Origin of the sequence: Micromonospora sp. M61 (assembly GCF_018070245.1) — a bacterium.
GTDB classification, from domain to species: Bacteria; Actinomycetota; Actinomycetes; order Mycobacteriales; family Micromonosporaceae; genus Micromonospora; species Micromonospora zamorensis.
The window spans coordinates 1-13,680 of the sequence record NZ_JAGPYA010000075.1; the positions used below are offsets into that span (position 1 = coordinate 1).

7 protein-coding genes are annotated in these 13,680 nt (G+C 69.8%); 1 reads left to right on the forward strand and 6 read right to left on the reverse strand.

The annotated features are described in order from the left end of the window. The coding region (locus tag KBX34_RS29330; RefSeq protein ID WP_210928198.1) for a hypothetical protein at positions 1-698 on the reverse strand (698 nt) is incomplete at its 3' end. A 177-nt stretch (positions 699-875) separates the two neighbouring features. Between KBX34_RS29330 and KBX34_RS29335 the strand changes: the two genes are divergently transcribed. Beyond that, on the forward strand, positions 876-1,499 hold the full coding sequence (locus KBX34_RS29335) for a response regulator transcription factor (protein WP_158240944.1): 624 nt from the start codon (positions 876-878) through the stop codon (positions 1,497-1,499). Here the strand turns inward: KBX34_RS29335 and KBX34_RS29340 are convergent. The 5 genes from KBX34_RS29340 to KBX34_RS29360 all read right to left on the reverse strand — a co-directional run bounded on the left by KBX34_RS29340 (position 1,496) and on the right by KBX34_RS29360 (position 13,543). Next, on the reverse strand, positions 1,496-2,836 hold the full coding sequence (locus KBX34_RS29340) for an EsaB/YukD family protein (RefSeq protein ID WP_210795745.1): 1,341 nt from the start codon (positions 2,834-2,836) through the stop codon (positions 1,496-1,498). The two genes, KBX34_RS29335 and KBX34_RS29340, sit on opposite strands and share 4 nt — an antisense overlap. An 11-nt stretch (positions 2,837-2,847) precedes the next feature. Further along, entirely contained in the window at positions 2,848-6,834 is a 3,987-nt protein-coding gene (gene eccCb / locus KBX34_RS29345) for a type VII secretion protein EccCb (protein ID WP_210928199.1), read from the reverse strand. 8 nt (positions 6,835-6,842) lie between these two features. After that, positions 6,843-9,533 (reverse strand): right-handed parallel beta-helix repeat-containing protein, encoded by a 2,691-nt coding sequence (locus KBX34_RS29350; RefSeq protein WP_210928201.1) that lies wholly within the window; start codon positions 9,531-9,533, stop codon positions 6,843-6,845. Then, positions 9,523-10,296 carry a hypothetical protein gene (locus KBX34_RS29355; protein WP_210795740.1) on the reverse strand — a complete coding sequence of 258 codons (774 nt, stop codon included), beginning with the start codon at positions 10,294-10,296 and terminating at the stop codon, positions 9,523-9,525. The genes KBX34_RS29350 and KBX34_RS29355 overlap by 11 nt, the downstream gene beginning before the upstream one ends. 310 nt (positions 10,297-10,606) lie before the next feature. After that, positions 10,607-13,543, reverse strand: coding sequence for a M20/M25/M40 family metallo-hydrolase (locus KBX34_RS29360; RefSeq protein WP_210928203.1), 2,937 nt, complete (start codon positions 13,541-13,543; stop codon positions 10,607-10,609). Positions 13,544-13,680: the final 137 nt, after the last annotated feature.

Here is a 13,680-nt window from a genome sequence, read left to right on the forward strand (position 1 = left end):
TGCCCATCCGACCCCGGCACCGTGCCATGCGTCGGCCTGCCATCAGCGGTGAACCCGTCGAACGACGCACCATCCGCCGTCACCTGACGCGTAACGTCACCAGCCGCATTCCGATCCACCGACGTGCCATCCGCATACGACCACGTACTCGACCCGTCACCGCCGTACGCGATGGAGACGTCCTGGTTCCCCGGAAGGGTCCCCTGGGTGGGCCTGCCATCAGCGGTAAACCGGTCAAACGACGCCCCATCAGCCGTCACCTGACGCGTAACGTCACCAGCCGCATTGCGGTCCACCGACGTGCCATCCGCATACGACCACGTAGTCGATCCATCACCGCCGTAAGCGATCGACACGTCCTGCGCCGGCTGCCCATCCGACCCCGGCACCGTGCCATGCGTCGGCCTGCCATCAGAGGTGAACCCGTCGAACGACGCACCATCCGCCGTCACCTGACGCGTAACGTCACCAGCCGCATTCCGATCCACCGACGTGCCATCCGCATACGACCACGTACTCGACCCGTCACCGCCGTACGCGATGGAGACGTCCTGGTTCCCCGGGAGGGTCCCGTGGGTGGGTTTGCCATCAGCGGTGAACCCGTCGAAGACGGTTCCGTCGGGGAGTTGCTGGCGCACGGGATGGCCGTCGCTGTCGTAGTCGACGACTGTGCCGTCGGCGCTGGTCTCGGTGGGCACGTCGGTCTCCTCGACTGGCGGCGGGCATGCGCTTCGAGACTAGGAGCGACGACAGAGCAGACGGCAAGACACTTGTTCGGGGACGTCGGAGGCTGTTTCGGGAGGAACTTTGCGACGTCCTCGAACCGGCACGGGCTTTCAGCCGTTCTATGGCGGAACCTGGCTTGGGAGGTAGCAATGTTGGAAGTCGCTGTCGTGGCAGATCAGCCGATCTGGCGAGCCGGCCTGGAAAAGCTGGCCGGCGACGATCCGGATCTGCGGATGGTCGCGGCGGTGGCTGCGCTGACGGACCTGCCGGCCGGTGCGACGTACGACCTGGTCGTTCTGGATGCGGCGGAACCGGACGCATCGACGCTGGGGTTGGTCCGCGGGGCCACGCCGTTCGGGCATCTGCTGGTCAGCGCGGACTGGACGGGCCGCCCGAAGCTGATGGCGGCGATCCGGGCGGGGGCGCGCGGCTGCGTGAGCCGACTCGCGGAGCAGGAGGCGGTGCGGGAGGCCATGCGGGTGACCGCGCAGGGTGGCTTCTACCTGTGCCCGCGGCTGGCGGACCGGTTCCCGGCCGAGTTGCCGGGTTCTCCCGCCGACGAGCAGGGCGGGCTCGCACCGCGGGAGGTGGAGACGTTGCGGTGGATTGCGTCCGGCTTCACGCACTCGCAGATCGCCACCCGGATGGGCCTTTCGCAGGCGACGGTCAACACGTACGCGAAGCGGATCCGCGCGAAGCTGAACGCCAACAACAAGGCCGAGCTGACCCGCCGCGCGATCGAGCTCGGCCACTTGACGTCCGTGAAGAGCTAGAAGATCGTGCGTCCCATCATCATCAGGTGGCCGAAGACGCCGAAGACGCCCATGGTCAGCGGCGCGATGAGGATCGCCGCGAGGACGCCGAGCGCCTCGGCGCGGCTGCGGCGGATCGGCGGTTTGGGGCCGGGTCCGTGTGGCTTGGCTGGCGGCATGAACACGCTCATCGCGACTCCGGCCGCGATGACGAGCAATCCCGCCCCGAGCAGGATGACCGCTGCCACGCCGCCGGAGGTGGCGTACGCGCGGGCTGCGGCGACCAGCAGCCCGAAGACGCCGATGGTTGCCGCCCCGCCGAGAAGGTAGAGCTCGGTGGTGAACGCCGCTCCGCGTGCCCTGACGGCGATGGCGATGCAGATGAAGAGGGCGAGGATCACGGCGAACCAACGTCCGGAGAGGGCCAGCACGGGCATGGCCACGGCGAGGGCGAGGACCGGACCGGCCAGCACGATGGGCAGGATCCGGGCCGAGGTGTGCACGAGCTCGGGGATGGGCCGCACGGGCGTCCATGCTGTGATGAGGGCGGCGATGCGGCGGCCGAGGGCCAGCATTCCGGTGGCGACCGCAGCGGCGATCGCGGCGGATTCGACGGTGTCGGCTTCCAGGCCGGCGGTGAGTGCGACGGTCAGACCGCCCGCGAGCAGAGATACCTCGGCCGCGACGAAGATCGTTTCGGGCAGCATCGCGATCGCCATGAGCATCGCGGTGTTGGCGCCGATGGCGGCGCCGCCCCAGGCCCAGTCGCTGCCGCCGAGGCCACGGGCGATGAGCAGACCGGCGCCGGCGAGGCCGGGTACGGCGGTGAGCGCGACGGTCAGCACGAGGCCGACCGGCACCGCGGTGGGGCGTTGGCGCAACCCCCAGGCGGTGCCGAGCAGAGCCATGCTGGCGACGGTGAGCCCCACAGCCGCACCGGTGTCGGTGCCGTAACTCAGCGAGAGCAGGACGGCCGCCGCGATCAGCAGGATGAGGCCGAGGGCGAGCACGACAGGCCCGGGGTGGACGCCGTTGCGGCGTAGCTGTTCGGTTTCCTCGGCGACGGCCTCGTCGATGTCTTTGACGTCGAGGACGTCGACCGTGCCCCCTGCGAGGTCGTACAGGTAAAGCACCTCGCCATCGACGACGCCGGCCTGCAGCAGTGCGATGTCGAGGGCGAACGGCCCGGTGTCGGCACGGGCCAGTGACCAGACGGGTGGCAGCTGGTCGGAGCCGCCCTGGCCGCACAGTTCGGCGAGGCGGGGGGTGTATTCCCCCAGCGGGCTGAGCGACGGCAGGGCGATGTCGACGCTGCGGTAGGTGCCCACCACTGTGACACGGGTGTGTTCGTTCGCCATGCGACGGCCTTTCAGTTGACGGGTTCGAGCGCCGGCACGGGAACGGCGGTCTGGATGAGCTGGTTGGGGTGGCCGCGCCGGACCAGGACGCCGCGACCGGGCGGGCGCTGGGCGGCGCGTTCGTCGCCGAGGATGACGCCTTCGCGGTGGTCGCCGGAGAGCACGATGCCGCCGCAGCCCATGTCGCGGATGCGGCTGGCGAGCTGGTCGGACATGCCGGAGCGGACCATGCCGGCGACCCGGCGGGCGAGGACGAGGTGCAGGCCGACCTCGCGGGCCTGCGGGACGAACGGTATGAGCGGGGCGAGCACCGCCTGCGGGCCGCCGGCGAGCAGGTCGTAGTCGTCGACGACGACGTAGATTTCCGTGCCTTCCCACCAGTCGCGGGCTTTGAGCTGGGCGGGGGTGATGCCGGGCGGCGGGATCCGTTCCTTGAGTTTGTCGACGACGCTCTGGACGTAGACCCGTGCACTGTCGGCGTCACCGGCGTACGCGCCGAGGTGGTCGGGTCCCACGGCGTCCATGAGCGAGTGGCGGTAGTCGAAGAGGACCACCCGCATGTCGTACGGGGAGATGCGTTCGGTGAGCCCGGTCAGCCACGTACGCAAGAAGGTGCTCTTGCCGGACCCGGCGTCGCCGTAGATGAGGAAGTGCGGGTCGCCGGTAGTGAGGTCGAGTCCGACGGTGCGCAGGTCGTTCTCGGCGACGCCGATCGGCACGGTCTCGGGGGTGGCGGCGGCCAGGGTGGGCAGCTCGGTGACCGTGATGCGCTGTGGCAGCAGCCGGATCGGGGGTGCCGAAGGACCGGTCCAGTGCTCGGCGATCCGGGCGATGACGTCCTCCTGGGCTTCGCGCAGCCCGTCCGCGGAGTCGACGCCGTCGAGGCGGGGCAGCACGAGCTGGAAGTAGACGCCCGGTGCGCTGATGCCGCGGCCCGGCACCCCGGCGGGCACCCGGGCGGCGATGCGGCGGTTGACGTCGGATTCGCTGGGGTCGTTGAGGCGCAGCTCCATGCGGGTGCCGATGCTGTCGCGCAGGGCGGGACGGATGTCGTTCCAGCGCCCGGAGGTGAGCACCAGGTGCACTCCGGCGCCCAAGCCGCGCGCGGCGATCTCGTTGACCGCGGCTTCGGCGCCCTCGAACTCGGTGCGCAGCGCACCCCAGTTGTCGATCATCAGGAAGACGTGCGGGGCGCCGAGGTCAGCGAAGGTCTCGATGCCCTTGGCGCGCATGGTGCGTTCCCGTTCGACGATCAGTGCGCGCATCTCGGCGAAGGTGCGGCTGACCAGGTCGGGTTCGGCGCGACCGGCGACGGTGCCGACGTGCGGTGCCGCTGCGTACGGGTGAAGTGTCCCGCCGCCGAAGTCGATGCAGTAGAACCGCATCTCCTCGGGGGTGTGGGTGAGCATTCCGGCGAGCATGATCGTGCGCAGGAGTGAGCTGCGCCCGGTCCGTGGTGCGCCGACGGCGGCGAGGTGCCCGTGAGTGCCGCCGAAGTCCATGACCAGCGTTTCCTGGTCCTGTTTGACTGGCAGGTCGAGCAGGCCGATCGGCACGGCGAGGCGCCCGGACAGCGGCCAGACGTGGGCGGAGTAGCCGCGTTCCTCCTGGACGGAGGGCCGGCCGATCAGGTGGTCGAGGGCGAGCGCGGCGGGCAGCGGCGGCAGCCACACCTGGTGCGCGGGGCTGGTGACCGAGGTCAGCCGGTCCACCAGGATCTTCAGCTCGGTCGGGCCGGGCCGGGCGGTGAGCTGCGACTCGTCGGGCTCCTGCACGTTCGAGGTGTAGGTGCGCAGGTCGAACGGCAGCAGCGCGCCGTCGCCGCGGCCGGCGCTGAACCGTTCCTCCGCGCTGACGTAGGGGGCGGAGACGTGGGCGACGCGGAACCGCTGGTAGATCGACTCGTCCACTTTCAGGTACGCCGAGCCGGGGATCGGGGGGAGTTTGTACGCGTCGGTGGTGCCGATGACCGTTCGGCTCTCGGCGGCGCTGAAGGTGCGCAGGCAGATCCGGTAGGACAGGTGTGAGTCCAGTCCGCGCAGCTTGCCCTCCTCGAGCCGTTGGGTGGCCATGAGCAGGTGCATGCCGAGGCTGCGGCCGACCCGGCCGATCTGGACGAACAGCTCGGCGAACTCGGGGCGCCCGGAGAGCAGCTCGCCGAACTCGTCGACCACGATGAGCAGCGTGGGCAGCGGTTCGAGCGGGGTGCCGTCGAGTGCGGCGGCGCCGGCTGCGCGGCGAATCTGGTATTCGCGGACGGTGTCGACGTTGCCGGCGTCACGCAGGATCCGCTGACGGCGCTGCTGTTCGCCCATGAGGGCGGCGAGCACCCGGTCGATCATGGCGGCGTCGTCGGCGAGGTTGGTGATCAGCCCGGAGACGTGGGGCAGGCCCTGCAGCGGCGCGAACGCCGCGCCGCCCTTGAAGTCGATGAGGACGAAGCTGAGAAGCTCCGGCGAGTGGGTCAGCGCGAGGCCGGTGACCAGCGTACGCAGCAACTCGCTCTTGCCGGAGCCGGTGGCGCCGACGATCAGACCGTGCGGCCCGGACCCGCCCTGCGCGGATTCCTTGATGTCAAGCACGACGGTCTGGCCGTCGCCGTCGACCCCGATCGGCGCGCGCAGCATACGCGGGTCGCCGGCGGTGACCCATCGGCTGGTGACGTCGCCGCGACCGGGGTCGGTGCCGAGGATCATCTCGCTGAGCGAGCGGGTGCGGGTGAGGACCTGTTCGCGTTCGTCGCTGAGCCGCAGCGGCGCGAGGTTGCGCGCGATGAGCTCGGCCAGCAACGACGACACGTCGTCGGGCCGGCAGCGCAGCGCCGGGGTGACGACCAGATCGCGGCGTCCTTCGGTGACCACGTGTCCGGCGTCGTCGAAGCGGATCCGCAGGTCGACCCGGCTGGGTTCGTCCAGCTCCCGCTCGCCGCAGAAGATCAGAGTGAGGCCGAGCTGGGGTCCGGCCCCGGCGAGCAGGGCGGCCATCAGGTCGGAGCGGCCCCATTCGGAGAACGGCGCGAATCCGGTGAAGAGCACGACCAACCGCCGCTGCTTGGCGGCGGGGCGATCGCCACTGAACCCATTACGCCGGGTGGTCTGCAGTTCGGTGCGCTGGGTGAGTTCGGCCTGCAGGAAGGTGGTCAGGACGTCGGGGCCCTCGGCGACCAGCGACACCGATCCGCTGTCACTGCGGGCGTCCGGCTCGAAGGTGTGCGGCAACCACTTGGTCCATTCCCAGTGTTCAGAGCTGGCGGTCTCGACCACCAGGGTGACGTCGTCGGGGGCGTGCAGGACGGCGATCTGGCACAGCAGGGCTCGGGTGAGCAGGTCGGTGCGGGCCGGGTCGCCGACGACGCTGATGACTCCGGCGTTGCCGACGTCGATGATCATCGGCTGGTTGTCGAGGTGGCCCATCCGGTCGATCAGGCGGTGCGCCGCCTGCATGGAGTCCCAGTCGTAGTCGCCCAGCGGATCCATCTTGGGGTCGAGCTCGATCGGGGTGGCCAGCCGTACGGCCCCGTGCCCGATCCGGACCCGCAGGAAGTCGGCGTCGTCCTGGCGTCGTTCCCACACGCGGTGCCGGTTGATGCTGATCGACCAGAGCCGCTGCGGGTCGGGGTTGGCGAGCGCCGCGACGGTCCGTTGGGCCTGGGCGACCTCGCGGGCCTGGTCGCGGGCCAGCGCGAGGTGCCGGCGGTAGCGGATGCGCTGCTTGCGGGCGGTGCGGCCGCTGGTGCTGCGCTGCTGCATCCGCATCGCGATGACCGCGCCTGCGGAGGTCACGAAGAACAGCACACCAATGATGATCAGCGCGGGTTTGCCAAACGTGATCATGTACGCGGACATGCCGACGCTGCTCAGCAGCGGCAGAATCAGCGTCCACGCGGAGTTCGCCTGGTTGTCGGTGGGCGGTTCCGGCGGGCTGGGCAGGGTCACCGTCTGCTCCGGCAGTTGCGGCAACAGCATCCGGGCGGGCCGGTGGAAGGCCAGGCGGCTCATCAGGCTCCTCAGCCTCGGACGTCGAAGTCGACGTCGGTCAGGTCGGCGGCTTCCAGCGTGCTGAGCTGTTCGTCGGTGGGATCGTCAAGGGTGCTGATGCGCCCGGCGTGCTGCTCGGTCATCGCCTGGAAGACCTTGCGCGCGTACCGGCCGTTGCCGAAGCCTTCGCCGCGGTCGATGGTGGCGAAGAACTCGGCCAGTCGGTCCTGGGCGCCGTCGGAGAGCCGATAGTCGTGGTCCTTGGCCTGTTTCGCGACGATCCGTGCCATGTCGACCTCGGAGTAGTCGTCGAAGGTCAGGGTGCGCGAGAACCGGGACGACAGGCCCGGGTTGGCGGCGATGAAGTGACGCATCAGGTCGGGGTAGCCGGCCACGATGACGACGACCTCCTCGCGGTGGTCCTCCATGAGCTTGACCAGCGTGGAAATCGCCTCGCGGCCGAAGTCGCTGCCCTGTCCCTCGGGCACCAGCGCGTACGCCTCGTCGATGAACAGCACCCCGCCGAGCGCTCGCTCGAACGCGGCCTGGGTCTTGGGTGCGGTGTGCCCGACGTACTCGCCGACGAGCATGCCGCGGTCGACCTCGACGAGATGGCCGCTGCTGAGCATGCCCAGCGCGGCGAGCAGTTGACCGTAGAGCCGGGCGACGGTCGTCTTGCCGGTGCCGGGGTTGCCGGCGAAGACCAGGTGCCGGGACATCGGCGGGGGCGCCAGGCCGGCCTCGCGGCGCCGTTTCACCAGGTGCATCAGCTTGACCATCGTCCCGACGTCCTGCTTGACGCGGGTGAGCCCGATCAGCTCGTCGAGTTGGTCGAGCAACGGCTGCAGCTCGACGGTGTCGGGCTGCAGGGCCATGCCGGCCGCCGAGGTGGCGACCGTCGCCGGGGCAACGCCCGCCGCCGGAACGGCGACCGAGGGCCAGCGCGCCGCGCCGACCCCCGAGCTGTGACATTCGGTGAAGGTCGCCGACGCCCGGTCGCCCTGGCTGACGTCCTCGTCCGTTTCGCGTACGGCACACCGGTGGAACGCCGGGTCGGCGTCGTCGCCGATGTATATGGCGGGATAGCCGGTACGCGAGAACGTCGAGTCGGCGATGCTGCCGTGGGCGCCCGCTCCGAAATACATGCCGTTCTTCTTCGTGTCGGTGACCGTCAGTCGCCGCACTGACGGGCGCGCGCCGGTCCAGACAGCTATCCCGCTGCCACCGATCTCGGCGACCTCGCAGTCGTCGAGCATCGGCTCGGCGTCGACATCGATGAAGATGCCGGCGGCGCCGCAGCCGCGTACGGCGGTGCGCGTGATCGCCGGGGCGGCACCGGCCGCGATCTCCACTCCGGTCTGGGCGATGTCGCGGATGACGCAGTCCTGCAGCAGCGGCCGGTGCGGGGTGTCGACCCGTACACCGGTGTGGCACCTGGCCACGGTCAGCCCGCGCAGCTGGGCGTCGGCGGTCTCGTCGATCTGGATGCCGCCCAGCTCGGCCCGCTCGACCCGGCCTCCGCGCACGTGCAGGATCGCCGCACCGGAGGCGCGCACGCCCAGCTCGGAGGTGCCCTCGACGGTGACGTCGAGCAGGGTGACCGCCGCCGCGCCGGTCAGGTGCACGGCGGTGAATCCGCAGTTGGTCACGGCGCTGTCGCGCATCAGCAGCCGGCTGGCGCCGACCGCGAAGACGCCGTTGGCGGCAGCGGTGCTCAGCGCGCCGCCGCTCCAGCGAACCTCGGCGTCGTCGAGAAGGGCGAGCCCGGTCTGCACGCTGTCGGTCACTGTGGAATTGCGTACGCCCAGCCGGCTGTGCTGGGTTGCCAGCACCCCGGAGGTGCCGGCCCGGTTGACGGTGGTGTCCACCAGCAGCGCGCCGGACGTGCCGCCGGCGACGAACCCGGCCCCGCCGGTGCGGCTGATCTCGCAGTTACGCACGACGACGCCGGTGCCCTCCGGCGGCTCGGCGATCTCGTGGTCGTCGGCTCGGCCGGGCCGCACGGACGCCCACCAGGCGCGGTCGCCGGGCAGGTTGCCGAGCACGCGGACGCCGTCGCCGCCGACGTCGTGCACCTGGCTGCCGGACAGGCGCAGCACGCTGGCGTCGCGGACCTCGATGCCGGCGTCGGCGGCTCCGCCGATGTCGCAACCGGTGAGCACAGCCGAGGCGTTCCCAGCGAGGCGGACCGCGACCCCCGGGGTGTCGGTGAGCACGGCGTCGGTGAGTGTGAGCACGGCCGACCCGGTAGCGGCCACTGCGGCTCCCGTGACCCGCAGCCGTTCGGCGTCGAGCCTGGCCCCGTCGGCCACGCCCACCGCGACGCCCTCGGCGCCGTCCACCGAGCAGCCGGTCAGCCGGGCCGTGGCACGGCCGGTGAGCTGCACCGACCCGGCGGCGACACGGCTGTCCTCCAGGTTCAGGTGCCCGGAGGTGACTGTGACATCGCCGCGGATCGTCAGGCCGCGCGCGGTGACCGTGCCGGCGCGCACCATCAGGGCGGGCCCTTCGGCCGCGACCAGCTCCACCAGACCGTCCACGTTCTCGGCCATGACGGTGACCGTGCCGTCCAACACGAGGCACTCGCGGTAGGTGCCGGCCGCCACCGCCACAACAGTGCCCGGCTTGGCGGCGCGCACGGCCGCACCGATCGTGCGGTGCCGGCTCCACGCCCGGGTGGAGACCCGTTCGATCTTGGCGGCGGCCACCTCAGGACGCACAGTTCGCCCGCACCTGGGCCAGGACGATCCGCGCCTGCTTTGCCCCGGAGGCGTCCTGCGCGTCGAGCCGCACGGCGATCTGGTTGCGGTGCACCGGGAAGGTCCCGACGCCGACCCAGGTCCCGGCGGCCTTGCGCTGGTCAACAGTGAAGTTGGCGTACGGCGTGCCGGAGGTCCCGGTGGTGATCGTGTATTTGACGCCGTCGGCGAGTGTGGTTCCGGGCACCGCCGGCACGTAGACGCCGACCTGGCAGGAGGTGATGCGCTCGCCGGTGCTGAACGACCATGTCGCCGTCTGCGGCTGGGTCTGCTCCGCGGTGGGCAGGGGCAGCGTCTGGAACGTGCCGCGGCAGCCGTCCTGCTTCCAGCCGCCGGTGCCGATCGTCCGCCACTGCGCGGTGCGGCCCTGGGCGTCGAACCCGCGGTCGGCACGCGCCTCGCAGTCCCAGCCGGCGACCCCGGTGAAGCCCGCGACCGGCGGGGCCGAGCTGGCCGGCGCCTTGCCCTTGAAAGCCGCCTTCTGGGCGGGGCTCATCGGCTTGACCAGGTGCCAGAACACCCCGACGACGACGGCGCCCACCGCTACCAGCGCGGTCACGGTGATCAGCGTCGGCAGCCGGACGGTCCTCCGCTCACTCGCCGGGCGCTCGGCCGCGTGTTCGACGAAGGCCCGGACGAACTGGCCGCGCCGGCTGAGCTCCTCGGACGCCCGGTGCTCGACGTCCGGCCCGGCCGGATGTTCAGTTCTCGTTGCCCCAGTCATGCTGCTCCGCGCTCGGCTTGCCGGTGTGTAGCTGACCCGGATCATCGCGCACGCTGCGGGGACGCGGCCAAGCCCCGCGAACAGGGGACATGCGCCGGTCCACCCGCGTGGCAGGGTCAAGCAGCGAAGGCTCCAACGGCTGGCGTACCAGCCCGCGCAGTGACGCGCAATGGAGTGGAACCATTACCGGTGGTAATGGCCCCACTCCATTGTCAATGTGCCTCGCACCCCGTTGTCACTTACCCCGAGTCGAGGCGTCGTGCCACCGCGCGTGTCCTCTGGTGCGTGCTGAACTTCCGCGTCACAGGCGTCACACGATGGAGATCGACCGCACCTGGGTGTTGCCCTTGGTGTCGACGTACACCTTGTAATCGCCGACGGTGTAAGTGCCAGCAGCGTTGTTGTTGATGGTGAACGTGCCCGTCACAGCAGACTCGCTGCCGTCGATGCGGGTCTGCTTCACCGTGATGGTCAACTCGTTGGTGTTGCCCTTCAGCTTCTTGACCACGGCCGACGGCTTCGCGTCGACGGCCGCGTTGGCGACCGTCACGTAGACGGCGTCGGGTGACGAGAACTCCGCGTTCTTCTGCCCATCACCGAACACGAAGAAGCCCCGCTGTTCGACGGCACCGCGCGCCGGGAACGGATCCGGGTTGGAGGCCAGGTACGTCGGGTTGAGCTTGTACAGGTCCGTCTTGGAATCCGCGAGGACGGGCTTCACCCCGGCGTACGGCGCATCGGTGATCGCGAGGTTGACCGACAGGTAGATGGCGTTGGGGTTGGTGGCCGAGATGCGCGAGGAGAAGTACTTGTCCGCGCTCTGCCCCGCGGGAACGGCCAGCGGCACAACCGCGCCGCCGACGAGGATGTTGAACTGGAAGCCGCCGTAGCCTCCGGCGACGAACTTCGCCCAAGCCGCGTCCGACATGTGGTCGGGGCGCTCCACCTTGAACTCCAGACGCATCGGCGCCACGTACGAGTTGTTCAGGTACTCGGCGTCGTTCAGGGGCAGGTAGACCCCTCCCGGCTCGTGGCCCAGTGCGAAGGCCGCCTGCGTCGGGGCCGTGTTGCCGCGCCCGTTCCACATCGGGATGTTGAACGAGGTGGCGCCGAGCAGGGCCTGGTTGCCCAGCTGGTTCGCGCCGACAGCCGGCGACGCGTCCTTGTAGGTTCCGATCGTGACGTCGAGCAGGTCGAGGTCCGCGCGGTCGGCGTTCAGCCCCGGCATGTCCGCCCACATGAACTTGGCGCCGGCGGGCCCGGAGTAGCGGGCCATCTCCAACATGCCGTCGGCCATGATCTTGGTCATCTGCACTGCCGAGTCGACCTTCATCCGCTCGTTGGCCGTGTGCCACCAGCGCTCGTTACCCGGGATGACGGCGCCGAAGGCAGTCATCTTGTTGCGGAAGTTGCTGGCCAGCGTGCCACCGGTGGTGCCCTGTGGGTACACCACGTCCCGGAGGGAATACGGATCCGCGAACTCCTGCGGGCTGTGGTCGATGGAGGCCTGGTAGCTCCCGAACTGAAGAGCCGTCAGCGGGTTGTCGTGAGTGACGTACAACCCGGCGCCGATGGGCGAGCCAAGGCTGCCGATGGTGAACCCCTTTGACTGGAAGGCGTCCGTGACCGCCGCCGTCGCCTGGCCGGAGTCAGCCGCGTTGAGGTGCATGCTGCGCACGTACATCGGCATGCTGAGGCTGCCGGAGGCGTCCGTGTAGAAGCGCGTCGGGGTCTCTGAATTGATGTTTCCCATGAGGGCGAAGGTCAGGTTCGGCGTGCCGTTGCTCGCGTTGCGCAACAGATTCGCCGGGATGCCCATGTACTTCCCGATGTAGGCCTCGCCTTCGACACCGTCGCGGAAGAACAGGTCGGCGATGCCGTCGGCGGCCTTCTTCAACTGCATGTCGGCGGCCGTGTCTCCCAAGGAGCCGAGCCCCTTGGAGAGGAGGAACATCCCCCACACGACGGCGTTCTTGCCGTACTGCGGGGTCGGCATCTCCATCGCCACATTGGTGTTGATCTCCAGCGTCAGCGAGTCGCCGCTGATCGTGGTCTGAACCTTGGGCGTGGTGCCGGAAGCAGCCGGGAGCCAACCCTTCGTGGTCGCGGCGGCGACGATCGCCGACACGAACCGGTCGCGCTCGGCGGAGCCGGCCCCCGCCACATCGAGGGTGAAGATCGCCCGCGAGGCGATCTGCGTGGTGCTGCCGTAGGCGATGTCCTTGAGCGTCGGGTCGCCTTCGCGCAGTGTGACGCCAGCCGTGGCATCCGTCAGCCGGAAGGCCTTGGCGCTGTCCGCGGACAAGCTCATCGACACCGCCGGGGTCACCGATCCGGAGTTGCCGACGATGACCGGGAACCGCGAGTCGGAGGTGTAGGCCGCGATCGGGGTTTCTTCCCGATTGAGGTTCTTGTAGGCCCAGTTGTCGTAGAAGCTCGGGTTCGAGTTGTACGGGATGGACTGGAAATTGGCGGTGTTCGCCGCCGTGGGCGTGCCGGGACCGCCGTCTTCGTAGATTCCCATGACGATGCGGATGCGTCGGTCGAGGGGCAACCCCGCCTTGAGCAGCGCCTTGGCCGCGAGCAGCGTCGCCAGCGTCGGACCGCTGTCGTCCTGAATGCCCGCCCCGTAGACCCAGCCGTCCTGGACATAGGGCGAGTGGTAGGCACCAGGAGTGCCGAGGTTGCCGTCGGCGTCCCGCCAGCGCGCCAGCTGCGCCGGCGAAACGGAAGACGTCGGCGAGTCGAGGTGACTCAACGCCATGACCATTTCCGGGGCGTCCGGGTCACCGATCTCCGCGTAGACGTACTTGTCGGCTTGGCGTTGGACGACCACCGGGAAACCCAGGTCAGTGGCCAGCTTGACCACCCAGGCGAGCTTGGCGACCTTGCGGTCGTACTCGTTCTGGTTGGCTTCGGTGTTGCTGACCGGGAAGGGGTACTCCGTCGCGGCCGTGCCACCCCGGGAGATGGAGTCGTAGCTCGACCCGTCGAGCATCGCCCCGACCAGACTGAGCGGGTTGTAGGTGCCGTCCCCCGCCCGCGCGCTGCTGACACGTCCAGCCAACGCCTCGACTTCCGCGTGGATCGCGTCGCGCTCGGCGTCGGTCACCGACAGGTCGTAGGTGACACTCGGCTGGAAGCGCTCCCCGGAGCTGGTCGGGGACGCGCTTGCCGGGGGCGCAACGGTCGCCACGAGGGTCACGGCGAGCAGGACGGACAAGGTTAAAGTCGGTCTATCTCTCATGAAAACTCCAGAACAGGGGGAAGATCAGTAGCGACAGCACACACCAGCCGTGCCGCCAGTGGCCCTCCGAGTGGGATATCTTGAGGATCATCTGAGAATCCGCCGGTGCCGTCAGCACAGCCGCAGCCGTGGCCCGC

Bases quoted from the DNA above. Each gene is read 5' to 3' on its own strand.
- eccCb (WP_210928199.1), bottom strand. From the start codon at position 6,834: ATGAGCCGCCTGGCCTTCCACCGGCCCGCCCGGATGCTGTTGCCGCAA.
- KBX34_RS29340 (WP_210795745.1), bottom strand. From the start codon at position 2,836: ATGGCGAACGAACACACCCGTGTCACAGTGGTGGGCACCTACCGCAGC.
- KBX34_RS29360 (WP_210928203.1), bottom strand. From the start codon at position 13,543: ATGAGAGATAGACCGACTTTAACCTTGTCCGTCCTGCTCGCCGTGACC.
- KBX34_RS29355 (WP_210795740.1), bottom strand. From the start codon at position 10,296: ATGACTGGGGCAACGAGAACTGAACATCCGGCCGGGCCGGACGTCGAG.
- KBX34_RS29335 (WP_158240944.1), top strand. From the start codon at position 876: ATGTTGGAAGTCGCTGTCGTGGCAGATCAGCCGATCTGGCGAGCCGGC.